Genomic DNA, 15,616 nt, shown 5'->3' with positions numbered 1-15,616 from the left:
CGGGGCACAAATGGGCAGATGGACAAAAAAAACAGCTCCGTTAGGTTGGAGGCCTCTCCTCAGGAAGGAGAGGTCTCAAATCAACGGAGTGAAAAAAATGAACCAACCACAGACTCAACCTCAACTTCGACACGGTCGTGTCACATCCCCCTCCAGCCGCGGTGCNGTCGCCGTGGANCTCGGGCTGCTGGGTAACTGGCAAGTCAACGAAATGGAAGGCGGCAAGAACTTCCCGGCACTGACCGCCGGGCCNTTCCCGGCGCCNTATCAAACCGACAGCGACAGCGTCACGCCACCTGCCGACGGCTTCATCCTCAGCGGCGGCAAGACCGATGCCCGTGACTGCATCAACTTCACCAACGAGGAAATGGCCAAGAAACTCAACCGCGCCTTCACCTGGCCGCTGCTCAATGTCGACCCGGGTCAGACCTTCAAGGTCACCTGGGAATACACCGCACCCCACGTCACCCGTGGCTATCGTTGGTTNATCACCAAGGATGGCTGGGACCCGAAACAGCGCATCANCCGCGCNCAACTGGAGCCCAAATCGTTCTTCGACGACTTCTATACCCAGGTTCCGTACTACAGCCATTCCGCCGAGATGAAGGCCAAGGTCAACCACGAAGTGAAATTACCGGGCAACAAGAAAGGCCATCACGTCATCGTGCTGATGTGGATCGTGGCCAACACCGGCAACGCCTTCTACCAAGCGTTCGACGTGGACTTCCAGTAAGCCACGGCGATAAACCCCACACGTTCTGAAGGAATAGAACATGTCAAAGATTGACTTCACCTTACTGAAATCGCCGCTGAACGATGTCGCTTCGCTGATGCCGAGCATTGCCGGCAAAAAGATCCTCATGGGCTTCTGGCACAACTGGCCTGCCGGCGCGAGCGACGGCTACCAGCGTGGCCAATTTGCCAACATGAACCTGGCGGACGTGCCGACGGATTACAACGTGGTGGCCGTGGCCTTCATGAAAGGCAACGGNATCCCNACGTTCAAGCCNTACAACCTNTCCGACGCCGAGTTCCGCCGCCAGGTGGGCGTGCTGAACAGCCAGGGCAGGGCGGTGCTGATTTCCCTNGGCGGCGCCGATGCGCACATCGAGTTGCACAAAGGCAACGAACAGCCNCTGGCCAATGAAATCATCCGTCTGGTGGAAACCTACGGCTTCGATGGGCTGGACATCGATCTTGAGCAGAGCGCGATTGATTTCGCCGACAACAAGACTGTCCTGCCCGCTGCGTTGAAACTGGTCAAGGACCATTACGCCGGTGAAGGCAAACACTTCATTATCAGCATGGCGCCGGAGTTTCCTTACCTGACCACCGCCGGTAAATACGTCGGTTACATCCAGGCGCTGGAAGGCTATTACGACTTCATTGCCCCGCAGTATTACAACCAGGGGGGCGACGGGATCTGGGTGCAGGAGGTCAACAACGGCAACGGTGCCTGGATTGCCCAGAACAACGACGCAATGAAAGAGGATTTCCTGTTTTACCTGACCGAAAGTCTGGTGAGCGGAACGCGAGGGTTTACTAAAATCCCGGCGGACAAGTTCGTCATTGGCCTACCGGCTAACGTCGATGCAGCCGCCACCGGTTATGTGATCAACCCCGCAGCCGTGGTGAATGCCTTCAAGCGTCTGGACGCCAAGGGGCTNTCGATCAAGGGCCTGATGACCTGGTCGGTGAACTGGGACAATGGTGTAAACAAAGACCATGTGCCCTACAACTGGGAGTTCAGCCGTCGTTATGGACCATTGATCAACGGCGCGCGACTCTCGTCCCACGGGGAAGGGCTCGCGGCGCCTGAAGTCGCCAGCCAGCTGTAATAAAGAAGCCCGGCAGAGATGCCGGGCTTTTCCGTTTTCGCCTACCATGGCGATCTTCTGACGAAAAAAGGATGCTTTGTGATGGTGAACACAGCCGAACGGGTCAACATCGTTGAAACTCAGGTGTTGTCCCACGACTGGTACCTGCTGAAGAAAATCACCTTCGACTTTCAGCGTAACAACGGCGACTGGCAGCGTCAGACGCGAGAGGTGTATGACCGTGGCAATGGCGCGGCCATTCTGTTGTTCAACCGCGAGAAAAGAACTGTTGTGCTGACGCGTCAGTTTCGGCTACCGGTGTTCGTCAACGGCCATGATGGTTTGCTGATCGAGGTCGCGGCCGGATTGCTTGAGGGCGCCGATCCTGAAGAACGCATCCGCGCTGAAGCCGAAGAGGAGACCGGTTATCGCGTTCACCACGTGCAAAAGGTGTTCGAGGCCTACATGAGCCCAGGCTCGGTCACCGAAAAACTGCACTTCTTCATCGCAGAATATGACGCGGCGTCGAAAGTCAGCGAGGGCGGTGGGCTGGAAGAAGAAACCGAAGAACTGGAAGTGCTGGAGTGGAGCTTCGACGAGGCGCTCGAAGCGTTCTATCGCGGGGAGATCTGCGATGCGAAGACCATCATGCTGCTGCAATATGCGGCGATGAAAAATATCTTCGTCGCTGCCTGAGACCTGAGCCCCGAGATCTGAACCCAGAACCCTGTGGCGAGCGAGCTTGCTCGCACTGGGCCGCGAAGCGACCCCAAAATATTGGCTTTGTCGGAGATTTTTGCCAGTGCTACGCACTGGAGCGGGAGCAAGCTCCCTCGCCACGGAGATCGGAGGCAGTCAGCTTAAAACAATTCGCCCGTTTGACTGGCCCCGGACCACTCGCAACCCTCCAGCGTCAACAACCGCTCCTTCGCCTCAAGCCCACCCGCAAACCCCGTTAACTTCCCCGACGCCCCAATCACCCGATGGCAAGGCGCAACAATCGAAATCGGGTTCTTGCCATTCGCCGCGCCCACCGCCCGGACCGCACTTGGATTGCCGATCTGCTCGGCGATCTGGCTGTAGCTGCGGGTTTCGCCAAAGGGGATGGTCAGCAGCGCCTGCCAGACTTGCTTCTGGAACTCGGTCCCGGCGAAATCCAGTTCCAGATCGAAGCGATTACGCGTGCCGGCAAAGTATTCCTGCAACTGTTGAACGGCGCGTAGGAGGATCGGATTGTCCGGGGCTTCGCTCATCGGCCCGAGCCTTACGCGGTGAGGCTTGTCGTTTTCCCAGAGGATGGCGGCCAGTCTTGAATCTTTCGCGACCAATTTCAGCTCACCGACCGGGGACGCCAGGGTGGTGAAGGTGTAAGTCATGCCGGCGAACTCCTCGGAAGGGCTGAACAGAGGCCAAGCATACTGCCTCGGCGAGGAGGCGCAAAACGCAATCCCGGCCATACTTGCCTCTGCTTTGAAACGTTTCCTTCGTTTTTAAACACAGCCTAAAAACAAAAAGAGACCGACTCATGAAGTTCGAACCTTTTGCCAAATCGCTGATTGCGACCTCATTGGCGCTCAGCTGCCTCAGTGCTTACGCTGCCTCCGTGGCCCCGGTCGCGGCCGAAAACGGCATGGTCGTCACGGCCCAGCATCTGGCNNCTCACGTGGGCGTCGATGTGCTCAAGAACGGTGGCAACGCCGTCGATGCCGCCGTCGCCGTGGGTTATGCGCTGGCGGTGGTTTATCCCGCTGCGGGTAACCTGGGGGGCGGTGGATTCATGACCGTTCAACTGGCGGACGGGCGCAAGACCTTCCTCGATTTCCGCGAAAAAGCGCCGCTGGCCGCAACTGCAGACATGTACCTCGACAAAGAGGGCAACGTCGTGCCGGACCTGAGCACCCGTGGCCACCTGGCGGTTGGCGTGCCGGGCACAGTGTCCGGCATGGAACTGGCGCTGAAGAAATACGGCACCAAACCCCGCAAGGAAGTGATCGCCCCGGCGATCAAACTGGCCGAAGACGGTTTTGTGCTGGAGCAGGGCGATGTCGAATTGCTGGAGTACGCCACCGATGTGTTCAAGAAGGACATCAAGGATTCCGGCTCGATCTTCCTGAGCAATGGCGAGCCGATGCAGGTCGGGCAAAAACTGGTGCAGAAGGACCTGGCCAAAACCCTGCGGGAAATTTCCGAGAAGGGTGAAGACGGTTTCTACAAAGGTTGGGTGGCCGACGCCATCGTCACCTCCAGCCAGGCCGGCAAAGGCATCATCACCCAGGCTGACCTCGACAAGTACAAGACCCGTGAACTGGCGCCCATCGAGTGCGACTACCGAGGCTACCACGTGGTGTCGGCACCGCCGCCCAGCTCCGGTGGTGTGGTGATCTGCGAGATCATGAACATCCTCGAAGGCTACCCGATGAAAGACCTGGGCTATCACTCGGCCCAAGGCCTGCACTACCAGATCGAAGCGATGCGCCACGCCTACGTGGACCGTAACAGCTACCTGGGCGACCCGGACTTCGTGAAGAACCCGGTCGCTCATTTGCTGGACAAGGACTACGCGACCAAAATCCGCGCGGCGATCGAGCCGCAAAAAGCCGGCGTGTCCCGCGAACTCAAGCCGGGTGTGTCGCCCCATGAAGGCAACAACACCACGCATTACTCCATCGTCGACAAGTGGGGCAACGCCGTATCGGTGACCTACACCCTCAACGACTGGTTCGGCGCCGGTGTAATGGCCAGCAAAACCGGGGTCATCCTCAACGACGAAATGGACGACTTCACCTCGAAAATCGGCGTGCCCAATATGTACGGCCTGGTGCAAGGCGAAGCCAACGCCATCGCGCCCGGCAAGGCACCGCTGTCGTCCATGAGCCCGACCATTGTCACCAAGGACGGCAAAGTGGTGATGGTTGTCGGTACTCCGGGCGGCAGTCGCATCATCACCGCGACCTTGCTGACCATGCTCAACGTGATCGACTACGGCATGAACATCCAGGAAGCGGTCGATGCACCGCGTTTCCACCAGCAATGGCTGCCGGAAGAGACCAACCTGGAGACCTTCACCACCAGTCCGGACACGGTGAAAATGCTGGAAAGTTGGGGGCACAAGTTCGCCGGGCCGCAGGATGCCAACCATGTGGCGGCGATCCTGGTGGGCGCGCCTTCGCTGGAAGGCAAACCGGTGGGCAAGAACCGCTTCTATGGGGCCAATGACCCGCGCAGGAACACGGGGTTGTCGCTCGGCTACTAAGGCGTAAGTCCATGGCCACCCTCAAGCGTCGAGGGTGGCCCGACCGACAAGGTTATTCGTCGGGCTTGGTGACGAGGTTATCCGCCTCGTCCACCTGATACGGCACATGCGCTTCCACGCCATCTTTGCCGGTATGCGCCACGACATTCTTGTAACGCTTGCCGTTCCAGCATCGGAAAATCAACGTCGCATTCTCGCCTCCGGTCAGCGTCGAACCCAGGCTGGCGATGAGCTTGCTGCGGGCGCCGCCCACCAGGATGCTGTTTTTACCCGCCGTCAAAACGCTTTTATCGCCGCCCATCAACGTGCAGTCATCGCCCGCCGTCAGCTTGCTGCGATCACCCGCCGTGAGGTGGCTATTGCTGCCCGCCAACAGCTTGCTGCGGTCGCCGGCGATCTGGGTGCTGTCCTTGCCGGCGATCAATTTGCTGCGATCACCCGCCGTCTGGACGCTACCGGCACCCGCGATGAGGGTGCTGCGATAACCCGCGGTCTGTGAGCTGTCCTTGCCGGCAATCAACATGCTTTTGTGCCCGGCAATCTGCGTACTGTCGGGGCCGGCGATCAAAGAGCTTTGATAACTGGCGATCTGGTTGCTGCCGTATCCGGCGGTCAGGGTGCTGTGCATGCCGGAGGTCAGGCTGCTGCCATAACCGGCGGTCAATACACTGCGCAATCCGCTGATCAGCGTGCTGCCGTATCCGGCCGTGAGGAAGCTGCGGATGCCGCTGGTCAGGGTGCTGCCGTAGCCGGCAATCAAGGAACTGTCCTGGCCCGCGGTTTCGGTGCTGCCGTAACCGGCGGTGAGGGTGCTGTTGTGTTGAGCGGTAAGGGTGCTGCCGTAGCCAGCGATCAATGTACTGTCGTAGCCCGCCGTTTCGGTGCTGCCATAACCGGCGGTAAGGGAGCTGTTGTCCTGAGCGGTGAGGGTGCTGCCGTAACCCGCCGTCAGCGTGCTGTCGTAACCGGCGGTTTGNGTGCTGCCGTAACCGGCGATCAACGAACTGTCGTAGCCNGCGGTTTCNGTGCTGCCATAACCAGCGGTGAGGGAGCTGTTGTCCTGAGCGGTGAGGGTGCTGCCATAACCTGCCGTCAGCGTGCTTTCGNNCCCGGCNGTTTGCGTGCTGCCGTANCCGGCGATCAGCGAACTGTCGGAGCCGGCGGTGCCAGTGCTGCCGTAGCCGGCGGTGAGATCACTGCCTACCTGAGCNGTCTGNGTACTGCCATAACCNGCGGTCAGAGTGCTTTTGTAACCCGCCGTCTGGGTGCTGCCGTAGCCGGCCGTGAGTGAACTGTTTTCCCGAGCGGTGAGGGTGCTGCCGTAACCCGCCGTCAGACTGCTTTCATAGCCAGCGGTCTGGGTGCTGCCGTAGCCGGCGATCAACGAGCTGTCGCCGCCCGCCGTCGCGGTGCTGCCATAGCCAGCCGTCAGGACACTGCTTTCCCTTGCGGTTTGTGTGCTGCCATAACCGGCGGTCAGGTGGCTTTCATATCCCGCCGTCTGGGTACTGCCGTAGCCGGCGATCAGCGAACTCTCATGCCCGGCGGTTTCCGTGGTCCCGTAACCGGCCGTGAGAGAACTGCCGTCCTGCGCGGTGAGGGTGCTGCCATAGCCGGCGGTCAGACTGCTGTCATAACCGGCGGTCTGAGTGCTGCCGTAGCCAGCGATAAGCGAACTGTCGCCGCCGGCGGTTTCCGTACTGCCGTAGCCGGCCGTGAGTGAACTGTTTTCCCGAGCGGTGAGGGTGCTGCCGTAACCCGCCGTCAGACTGCTTTCATAGCCAGCGGTCTGGGTCGTGCCATAACCGGCGATCAGGGAACTGGCGTACCCGGCGGTTCCGGTGCTGCCATAGCCTGCCGTCAGGGAACTGCTTTCCTGGGCGGTCTGAGTGCTGCCGTAGCCGGCGGTCAGCGTGCTCTCATAACCGGCCGTTTGCGTACTGCCGTATCCGGCGATCAGCGAACTGTCGTGCCCGGCCGTTGCGGTGCTGCCATAGCCTGCGGTGAGCGAACTGCTTTCCTGTGCGGTCTGGGTGGTGCCATACCCGCCGGTTAGCGTGCTTTCATGACCGGCGGTTTGCGTACTGCCGTAACCGGCAATCAACGTACTGTCGGATCCCGCCGTTGCAGTGCTGCCGTACCCGGCCGTGAGNGAACTGTCTTCCTGGGCGGTTTGGGTGCTGCCGTANCCTGCGGTCAGGGTGCTTTCGTNGCCGGCGGTTTGNGTGCTGCCGTAGCCGGCGATCAACGAGCTTTCCGGCCCCGCTGTGCCGGTGCTGCCATAGCCAGCGGTGAGGGCGCTGCTGTCTTGGGCGGTTTGGGTGGTGCCGTAACCCGCGGTCAACGTACTGTCCTGTCCCGCCGTTTGCGTGCTGCCGTAACCGGCAATCAAGGCGCTATCCGATCCGGCTGTTTCGGTGCTGCCGTAGCCTGCGGTGAGGGCGCTGCCCTCTTGGGCGGTTTGAGTGCTGCCATAGCCTGCGGTCAGCGAGCTGTCGCTTCCCGCTGTTTCGGTACTGCCATAACCCGCAACGAGCGTGCTGCCATCCTGGGCGGTCTGGCTGCTGCCGTAATCGGCGGTCAGTGTGCTTTTCTGCCCGGCGATCTGGGTGCTGCCGTACCCGGCGATCAGCGAGCTGTCATCGCCGGCCATTTCCGTACTGCCATACCCAGCGGTCAATGAGCTGCTGTCGGCGGCCGTCAGGGTGCTGCCGTATCCGGCAATCAATGAGCTCTGACCGCCGGCTGTTTCCGTACTGCCGTAACCCGCTAGCAGATAACTTTGATGCCCGCCGGTGAGCGTGCTGCCATAAACAGCGGTTTCGAAAGTTTGCGAGGCGTCGGTTTTAGCGCCGATGCCGGAAGGGGTGTAACCCTGTGCTCGCCGACTTTCGAATTCGCGACGGGAGGTTTTATTTGGTGATTGAAGTGGGGTGTCGATTAAAGGAATGTTTGCTGATTGATAGTGTTCAATGTGCGCTGCAATGTAATTGATCGAGCTGTCTTGAGTGCCCGTGTGAACAACTTCCGCCTCCGGGAACTTGATCATGCCGTCTTCATCAAGTTTTATAATCTGATCAATGTGAACTTCGCACACAACCCATTTGGCATCGGCTCGCAAACTAAGTTGAGTAGAGGAACCTTCTCCCCACAATAAACCGACCAGGCCGTTCTCGAGTTTTTTGCTGGGCTTCCAGTGTTTGCACACCACCAAGCCCGTGTCCGGCCAGACCTGGCCGGCATGGTCCGACATGTCGTTGGCGCAAGTGCGCAAGACAAGGACTTTGTTGTCACTCATATCATATGTGCTCAATGAATATAACGGCATCAGCGGGAATCAGGATTGTAAGTGCCCATAGCGCTCAAATAGAACGGTCTGGTATTACTTACACGTCACTGGCTGAAATCCATTAAGAGCCAGCGGCAAAGCCGCAGTCCTGTCATTAAACAGGTCGCAGTCCTTGGCGAAACTTCTCGATATCGAAGATTCACCCTAAAGCAATGACTCAGGCATGACCACACTTATTGTGCTTTGGAAGTGTTTAATGTTGTTCGTTGCAATAGATAAATTAATATCGAAATAGTTGATGTGGTTTAATGAATTTTCAATTCAGCTTAGCGGCATTGGGGCGGGCTCTATCCGACTGGATAAAATCGCGGACAGGCAACGATTTCAAGCTATTCCATCGTAGGTGTTTTGCGGCATTATCGACGGTACGCAATCTGTACTCGGCCCCAGGGAGCAGGTGGCGTACCCCTTAATCTGAAGGACTACTTTAAGGCCTGAGCCCATGACCACTGCACTGCTGATCATCGACGTCCAGCACGCCCTGTGCACCGGCGAATACGAATGCTTTGAGATCAAACGCGTCATCGAGAATATCAACGGCCTGAGCGCCAGGGCCCGAGAAGCCGAGATACCGGTCATCTTCATCCAGCACGAGGAGGGCGACCTGCTGAAACACGGCTCCGAAGGCTGGCAACTGGCCGGCGGACTGGAAACGTCACCGCAAGACCTGCGGGTGCGCAAAACCACACCGGATTCGTTCTACCAGACCAGCCTGCGTCAATTGCTGCAAAAGCGGGAGGTTGATCGCCTGATTATCTGCGGCCTGCAAACCGACTATTGCGTCAACGCCACCGTTCGCCAGGCCCTGGCATTGGGCTACGACGTGGTGCTTGTTGCCGACGCTCATTCCACTGTCGACAACGGCAATATGACTGCCGACGACATCATCGCCGAGCACAACAAGGATCTGGCGCACCTGACTGGGTCTGTGGCGCGGATCGACGTTATCCCGGCCAGTAAAATACACATCTAAGAACCGAAAACATCGATCAGCTCGTTCAGGAACGCGCTCACCAAATCCCGCTGCCGCGCCGAATGCCGAACCGCTGCATGAAACCCCACCTCATAGCGAAGCAGCTCGGGATTCAGCGGATGCAACTGCCCCAGCTGTTCATGCTTCGCCGCATAGTGCTGCGGCAGAAACCCCAGATGCTGCCCCGACAGAATGAGCAGCGCCGCGCCGTCCATGCTGTCGGTGAGCACGGTCAGGCGTTCAATCGAGGTGGGCGCGGGCATTTCCGGCAAGGGGTGGCTGGGCCATACCCAGTCGTAATCGCGGACGTCATCCCGGGTCAGCTCGCCCACATGCTCGAACAGAGGATGAGCCGGGGCGCAGTAGGCGATCTGGGTTTCCTGAAACAAGGGGAAGTAATCGATGTTCGGCAAGCGGTGCCAGAAGTAACCGATCGCCAGATCAATATGGCTGTTGATGATTTTCTCTTCCAGCAGCGACGACGACAGTTCCGTGAAGTGGAAATACAACCCCTCATGGCGGGCCCTTAAGCGCGCAATAGCGAGGGCGATCTTCTTGTTGGCAACGGGGTCGATCTGACCGAGCAAACCGATGTTGATGTTGCCCGACACCTTGCGATTGATGTGCTGGACTTCCACCCGGAAACCTTCGGCCGCCGCCAGCAACCGGCGGGCTGCCTCGACAAACTGGCCGCCCTTGGGCGTCACCGAAAATCCACCGCGCCCTCGCTCGCACAGGCGAAATCCCACCCGCGCTTCCAGCGTCGCCAGTTGCGCACTGATAGTCGGTTGAGTGGTATTGAGCGCGGTTTGCGCGGCCGAAATGCCGCCCGCCTCAACGACGGTGAGAAAGACCCGGATCAAGCGCAGATCCAGTTCCGATACAGTGCCCAGCATGGGTGTCCCTCAATGTTCATTCACATAGACGCGGATCTATGTAAACAGTGTGCCTGCGATATTTTATAGCCCTGATCCAGGCCCTACATTGCAATGAAACCGGCGCTTTGCCCATAAAAACAACAATCAACTGCATAGGAACAATCGTATGTCAGGGTCTCCTCATTCTGCGCACGCCCTTGAGGCGAGTGGCGGGTTGGCCATCGAAGGCCACTCGATCGATTACATTCCGGAAAACGAACGTCACGCCAAGCTCAGCAGCCAAGGGCCTTTCTGGTTTTTAGGCAACTTCCACTTCTTCACCATCTCCATCGGTTTTGTCGGCCCAAGCCTTGGGTTGTCGGCGCTGTGGACGATGCTGGCCGGTGCGCTCGGGATCATGTTCGGCACCATCTTCATGGCCTTCCACGGTTCGCAAGGCCCCGAAATGGGCCTGCCGCAAATGATCCAGTCCCGTGCCCAGTTTGGTTATCGCGGCGTGATCCTGGCCTTGATCGCGACGATGTTTGTGTTTGTCGGCTTCAACGTGGTGAACATCTCGCTGATCATGAACGGCCTCGAACACGTCTTCGGCATCGACCCGACTATTGTCGCCGTTGCCGTGGTGTTGATCGGCGCGCTGCTGTCGATCTACGGCCACGACCTGATGCATAAAGCCTTCAAATGGGCGTTGATGGCGACCTTGCCGCTGTATGCGCTGGTCACCATCGCCTTGATCTTCGGCGCCGGGCAAGAGGGCGTCACACCGGCGACCGATCTGGGCTTCAACTGGGTTGCGTTCGCGACGCTGTTTGCCATCGGCGCGAGCTACAACATCTCCTACGCGCCCTATGTCTCCGACTATTCCCGCTACCTGCCGAAAAACACCAGCCGGCCAAAACTGATCGCCGCCATCTTCATCGGCGCATCGTTGTCGGGGAGCTGGATGATCGGCCTCGGCGCCTGGCTCGCGCAGCAGTTGAAAGCGGCGGACGCGCTGGTGGCGCTGAACCAGGTCGGATCGTCGATGATCCCAGGCTTGGGCAATGTGCTGGTCATCGTCTCGGTGCTGGGCTTCCTGCCGATCATCGCGCTCAATACCTACAGCGCTATGCTGACTTTATTGACCGGCGTCGACTCGATCAAAAAGATCACGCCAACCCCTCGCGCCCGAGTCATGTCGATCTCCGCGATCAGCCTCATCCTGTTGACCTGCGTGCTGTCGATCAAAGGCGATGGCATCGCGTTGTTGAACACCTTCCTCGTGCTGCTGTTGTACTTCCTCGTGCCCTGGACCGCGGTCAATCTGGTCGACTACTTTTTCGTGCGCAAAGGCCGCTACGCGATCCCGCATTTCTTCACACCGAAGGGCATCTACGGTGCCTGGCAATTCCGAGGGATCGTCTCGTACCTGATCGGTTTTGCCGCGATGGTGCCGTTCTTCTACATCTTCGATGCCGCCGCCGGCAAAGAAGTGTTCGTCGGCCCGCTGGCGCGCATGCTCGAAGGCGTGGACATCGCCTGGCTGGTCGGCCTGGTGGTTTCAGGCCTGACGTACTACCTCCTCAGCCGTTCGATCGACCTTGAATACGAACGCCGGATCATCGACTCAATCACCGAGAGCGACATGGTTGCCATGGCTCATCAACCTATGGAGGAGGGCCGTTGAACAGCGTGAAAAATACCGTGGTCGCCTGCTGCCAGGTCGCACCGAAAATCGGCGACCTCGCTTACAACCGGACGCTGACAGAACGGGCGATTCGTTCAGCGGCGTTGCAAGGTGCGCAAGTGGTGGTGCTGCCCGAACTGGTGCAGAGCGGTTACCTGTTTGCTGACCGTGACGAAGCGTTGTCCTTGTCCGAAACAACCGACGGACCAACCCTGCGGCTGTGGACGGCGCTGGCGAAGGAATTGAACGTCGTTGTCGTGGGCGGATTCTGCGAGCGACTGCAAGGCGATGAACTGGCCAACAGCGCGGCGATGATCGATGCCCAGGGCCTGCGCGCCGTGTACCGCAAGGCGCACCTGTGGGACGCGGAGAGCGAAATCTTCAGCCCCGGCAACGACGCGCCGCCAGTGGTCGAAACGGTCCATGGACGGATCGGCCTGCTGATTTGCTACGACCTGGAGTTTCCTGAATGGGTGCGCCTGCCGGCACTGGCCGGTGCAGAATTGCTCTGCGCGCCGGTCAACTGGCCCGATGGGCCGAGGCCGCCCACCGAGCGCCCGGCGGAAGTGGTACGGGTTCAGGCCAATGCGTCGGTGAACCGGATGTTCATTGCCGCGTGTGATCGGCATGGGCATGAGCGTGGGGTGGGTTGGGTGCAGGGTTCGGTGATTGTTGATGCGGATGGTTACCCGTTGGCCGGGCCGGCGGAGCAGGGGGGGGAGCAGATTTTGTTGGCGACACTTAACCTTGCTGAGGCGCGGAATAAGCGGATTAGTACGCGTAATGATTTGCATCGGGATCGGCGGTTGGGGTTGTATGGATGTGTTGGGGGGTGAAGTGGTATCCCGTTCCTGTTTTGGCATATCAGATGCCGAGGTAGGGAAGGGCCGACTTCTACTTTTTTGTGTAAACCGCTCATGAGTTTTTTAGCGACGTACTGTTCAGGGGCGGGATTTGAGCGGTACAGTTCAAGCAGTCATCCAATACATCGACAAAAGTAGGGGCGATTCAGCTGGATGAGTGTTTTTGATTTCAAACCCTTGCCAATGCTAATAGATTATTTATTGAACATTTCGTAAAAAAGCGTAGCATTGCCGACCATGATACTCGAACAGCTCAAAGCCCTGGCCAATGACACTCGCATGCAAATGATGGAGTGGCTCAAAGACCCACTTAATAATTTCCCACCTCAGGATCATGGAGATCCTGCGATAGGGGTGTGCGTAACCCATTTGCAGCACAAGGCAGGGCTTTCACCTTCTACCGCGTCAGCACACTTAGCTATCCTGCAGCGCGCAGGCTTCGTGCTAACCACCCGCATCGGAAAGTGGACTTACTACCGGCGCAATGAGCAGGCAATTGACGACTTTGCGGCCAGGTTGATCATCGAATTGTAATTTTTAAACTTTCATTTCGTTATTTCGCGTAATTAGAAAACATAAGGAACCCTCCTATGAACAGCAAAACGATCTTCGTCCAACCCGGTGGCGGCTATGAAAACGTTGTGGTTGGCAGCAGCGAAGTCCAAGCCGCAGCGCTCGGCGAAATCACCGTACGACTTCACGCCAACTCGCTCAACTACCACGACTTTGCGGTGGTCAGCGGTATGTGGGGCCCTAGCGAAAAACGCATCCCCATGGCCGATGGTGCAGGTGAAGTCATTGCTGTCGGCCCCGATGTCACTGAATTCAAGGTGGGTGACTCGGTCGTCAGCACCTTCTTCCCGGAGTGGATCGACGGTGTGCCACTGGTTGAAGGCTTTGTCAGCGTGCCAGGCGATGGCATTGACGGCTACGCTCGTGAGCAAGTGACGGCCAAAGCCACATCGTTTACCCTCGCGCCTACTGGCTACAGCCATGCTGAAGCGTCGACGCTTACCACCGCTGGCCTTACTGCATGGCGCGCCCTGATGGCCGATGACTCACTCAAGCCGGGCGACACCGTGCTCGTCCAAGGCACTGGTGGCGTTTCAATTTTCGCCCTGCAGTTCGCTAAAATGGCCGGTGCTACCGTCATTGCTACCTCTTCAAGCGACGAAAAACTTGAACGTCTGAAAGCTCTAGGCGCCGATCATGTCATCAATTACCGCAAAGACCTTAACTGGGGCGAAACTGCACGCGCTCTAACGGGTGGCCGTGGTGTTGACCACATCATCGAAGTCGGCGGCCCTGCGACGCTTGAGCAGTCGATGATTGCAATTCGGGTTGCTGGTCACATTTCCGTCATCGGGATATTGAGTGGCGTAAGCGGTGCAATGAATTTTGTACCGGCACTGATCAAGCAAGTGCGTCTGCAGGGTGTATTGGTGGGTAGCCGCAGCCAGCAGCAAGACATGATCCGAGCCATCAATGCTAATGGCATGCGCCCGATTATTGATCGTCATTTCCCTTTGAGCGAGATTGTCGAAGCGTTCAAGTATCAGGAAACCAACCAGCATTTCGGCAAAATTTGTCTGGATATCTAAGCCCACATGAATGGGCATGATCCATATGCCTATCTCAAAGAGCCCATTGCTCCCTGTCGCACCGGCAGCCATGTGTAAAAGGGGGCTGATTTATTTGTGATCCAGGTGCCTGAAGCGCTGTTAAAAATAAATCCGTCCCCTTTTTTCAAAGGAAATTACTGGCGTGGGATGAGGTGATTTGTGAGGTAACGCTGTTGTTCCGAAAAGTTCGGGCCCGCCACATTACTTCCTGTCACGCCATCGACTTCGGGCGTGGAGATACGCCGTCAAATCGCTGTAGCCTAGTTGAGCTGCAATCTCCGTTAATGACTCTCCTTGCAATTCAAGATGCAGTTCCAATTCTGCGCGAATCTGATCGAGCAATTGCCTGAAGGTTGTACCTTCCTCTTCCAGTCGTCTCCGTAAGGTCCTTGGCGTCTGGTGCAGCGCCTTCGCCAGATTGTCCAGATTGGGAGTTTCACCTCTCGCTAGAGATCGTCGCGCTCCTTCAGCAACCTTGGCTGACCAACCGCTGAAATTCCGATGCACGGCGATCCGTCGATCCAGTTCCTGGGTCAATAACTCAAGCATCCCGTGATGACGTGTCTGCATCGGCAGGCTCAAGCTTCGAGCATCGAAATAGAAGCAGTTAATCGGACAGTCAAACTCGACACGGCCCCCAAACCATTGGGTGTATTGCTTGTAATACGACGGACGAGAGTGAGTAAATCTTGCCAGGACCGGCTGCACCTGCTGCCCTGTTCCACGCCGCAACTGCGCGATGGACATTGCGCCGTAGTGCTCAATGACATAGCGCGCCAGCTCACTGGGCGCATCGACGCACAGCTCGATGCCGACGCCGTTTTCATCATTGAGCAGTCTCACCGTGTCTGTGTCCGCCGCAAGCCGCGCGTACCGGGCCCAAAGCTTCATGGATGATAAAACGTCGGGGCTGTACAAGCACAGATAGGCCAGGACGTGCCAGTCCTGAGGCGTGAATAGCGTGAACAGTTTCAACCCGATCGCCGGATCGATGCGCGCCGCCTCGCGCCAAAGCTGATCCAGCTCGATCAGGCTGTAATCCCTGTTTTCTCTCAAGGCCTGGCTATCCAGGAAACGCTCCAGCACCTGGCCCAGTTTGCCGCGGTGAAAGCGCTGGGGGGAACGATTGACCTGTTCTCGCTCAATTTTGTCCGTTTCGCGCATAGGGACGGCTTACTCGTTGGCTTCTAATGAA

The 15,616-nt window shown here is 58.1% G+C and carries 12 protein-coding genes and 1 pseudogene; 9 read left to right on the top strand and 4 right to left on the bottom strand.

Annotated features, from left to right (window positions below; genetic code table 11):
- The first annotated feature begins 97 nt into the window (after positions 1 to 97).
- The 3 genes and pseudogenes from B7L09_RS05390 (at position 98) to B7L09_RS05380 (ending at position 2,513) form a co-directional block, all read left to right on the top strand.
- Positions 98 to 733 carry a lytic polysaccharide monooxygenase auxiliary activity family 9 protein gene (locus B7L09_RS05390; protein WP_094468016.1) on the top strand — a complete coding sequence of 212 codons (636 nt, stop codon included), beginning with the start codon at positions 98 to 100 and terminating at the stop codon, positions 731 to 733.
- Positions 734 to 773: 40 nt separating this feature from the next.
- A pseudogene (locus B7L09_RS05385) lies at positions 774 to 1,775 on the top strand (chitinase); the annotation flags it as partial.
- Between the two features lie 144 nt (positions 1,776 to 1,919).
- Positions 1,920 to 2,513, top strand: a complete 594-nt coding sequence (locus B7L09_RS05380; protein WP_094468043.1) for an NUDIX domain-containing protein — start codon at positions 1,920 to 1,922, stop codon at positions 2,511 to 2,513.
- Between the two features lie 164 nt (positions 2,514 to 2,677).
- Here the strand turns inward: B7L09_RS05380 and B7L09_RS05375 are convergent, their stop codons facing one another.
- Complete coding sequence (locus B7L09_RS05375; protein WP_094468042.1) at positions 2,678 to 3,193, bottom strand: methylated-DNA--[protein]-cysteine S-methyltransferase; 516 nt, start codon at positions 3,191 to 3,193, stop codon at positions 2,678 to 2,680.
- Between the two features lie 149 nt (positions 3,194 to 3,342).
- Between B7L09_RS05375 and ggt the strand changes: the two genes are divergently transcribed.
- Complete coding sequence (ggt, locus tag B7L09_RS05370) at positions 3,343 to 5,070, top strand: gamma-glutamyltransferase (protein ID WP_094468014.1); 1,728 nt, start codon at positions 3,343 to 3,345, stop codon at positions 5,068 to 5,070.
- Positions 5,071 to 5,122: 52 nt separating this feature from the next.
- On the opposite strand, the gene B7L09_RS05365 is transcribed toward ggt, so the two are convergent.
- On the bottom strand, positions 5,123 to 8,020 hold the full coding sequence (locus B7L09_RS05365) for a beta strand repeat-containing protein (RefSeq protein ID WP_438269293.1): 2,898 nt from the start codon (positions 8,018 to 8,020) through the stop codon (positions 5,123 to 5,125).
- 841 nt (positions 8,021 to 8,861) lie between these two features.
- Here B7L09_RS05365 and B7L09_RS05360 point away from each other — a divergent pair.
- Positions 8,862 to 9,392 (top strand): cysteine hydrolase family protein, encoded by a 531-nt coding sequence (locus B7L09_RS05360; protein ID WP_094468012.1) that lies wholly within the window; start codon positions 8,862 to 8,864, stop codon positions 9,390 to 9,392.
- Here B7L09_RS05360 and B7L09_RS05355 read toward each other — a convergent pair.
- Entirely contained in the window at positions 9,389 to 10,288 is a 900-nt protein-coding gene (locus B7L09_RS05355) for a LysR family transcriptional regulator (RefSeq protein ID WP_094468011.1), read from the bottom strand. The two genes, B7L09_RS05360 and B7L09_RS05355, sit on opposite strands and share 4 nt — an antisense overlap.
- 148 nt (positions 10,289 to 10,436) lie before the next feature.
- On the opposite strand from B7L09_RS05355, the gene B7L09_RS05350 reads away from it, so the two are divergent.
- From B7L09_RS05350 to B7L09_RS05335, 4 genes are all read left to right on the top strand, one after another.
- Positions 10,437 to 11,936: a purine-cytosine permease family protein gene (locus B7L09_RS05350; RefSeq protein ID WP_094468010.1), complete on the top strand. Its 1,500-nt coding sequence runs from the start codon at positions 10,437 to 10,439 to the stop codon at positions 11,934 to 11,936.
- On the top strand, positions 11,933 to 12,772 hold the full coding sequence (locus B7L09_RS05345) for a nitrilase family protein (protein WP_094468009.1): 840 nt from the start codon (positions 11,933 to 11,935) through the stop codon (positions 12,770 to 12,772). Before B7L09_RS05350 ends, B7L09_RS05345 begins: the two co-directional genes overlap by 4 nt.
- A gap of 264 nt (positions 12,773 to 13,036) precedes the next feature.
- Positions 13,037 to 13,333, top strand: a complete 297-nt coding sequence (locus B7L09_RS05340; protein ID WP_010458965.1) for an ArsR/SmtB family transcription factor — start codon at positions 13,037 to 13,039, stop codon at positions 13,331 to 13,333.
- Positions 13,334 to 13,389: 56 nt separating this feature from the next.
- Positions 13,390 to 14,400, top strand: coding sequence for a zinc-dependent alcohol dehydrogenase family protein (locus B7L09_RS05335; RefSeq protein WP_010458967.1), 1,011 nt, complete (start codon positions 13,390 to 13,392; stop codon positions 14,398 to 14,400).
- A 222-nt stretch (positions 14,401 to 14,622) separates the two neighbouring features.
- Here the strand turns inward: B7L09_RS05335 and B7L09_RS05330 are convergent, their stop codons facing one another.
- Positions 14,623 to 15,585, bottom strand: coding sequence for an AraC family transcriptional regulator ligand-binding domain-containing protein (locus B7L09_RS05330; protein WP_010458969.1), 963 nt, complete (start codon positions 15,583 to 15,585; stop codon positions 14,623 to 14,625).
- Between the last annotated feature and the right edge of the window lie 31 nt (positions 15,586 to 15,616).

Source organism: Pseudomonas mandelii, assembly GCF_002251635.1.
Classification (GTDB): Bacteria; Pseudomonadota; Gammaproteobacteria; order Pseudomonadales; family Pseudomonadaceae; genus Aquipseudomonas; species Aquipseudomonas mandelii_B.
This window is presented reverse-complemented; position numbering and strand designations above follow the sequence as displayed.

Bases quoted from the DNA above. Each gene is read 5' to 3' on its own strand.
- B7L09_RS05380 (WP_094468043.1), top strand. From the start codon at position 1,920: ATGGTGAACACAGCCGAACGGGTCAACATCGTTGAAACTCAGGTGTTG.
- B7L09_RS05375 (WP_094468042.1), bottom strand. From the start codon at position 3,193: ATGACTTACACCTTCACCACCCTGGCGTCCCCGGTCGGTGAGCTGAAA.
- B7L09_RS05360 (WP_094468012.1), top strand. From the start codon at position 8,862: ATGACCACTGCACTGCTGATCATCGACGTCCAGCACGCCCTGTGCACC.
- B7L09_RS05355 (WP_094468011.1), bottom strand. From the start codon at position 10,288: ATGCTGGGCACTGTATCGGAACTGGATCTGCGCTTGATCCGGGTCTTT.
- B7L09_RS05350 (WP_094468010.1), top strand. From the start codon at position 10,437: ATGTCAGGGTCTCCTCATTCTGCGCACGCCCTTGAGGCGAGTGGCGGG.
- B7L09_RS05340 (WP_010458965.1), top strand. From the start codon at position 13,037: ATGATACTCGAACAGCTCAAAGCCCTGGCCAATGACACTCGCATGCAA.
- B7L09_RS05335 (WP_010458967.1), top strand. From the start codon at position 13,390: ATGAACAGCAAAACGATCTTCGTCCAACCCGGTGGCGGCTATGAAAAC.
- B7L09_RS05330 (WP_010458969.1), bottom strand. From the start codon at position 15,585: ATGCGCGAAACGGACAAAATTGAGCGAGAACAGGTCAATCGTTCCCCC.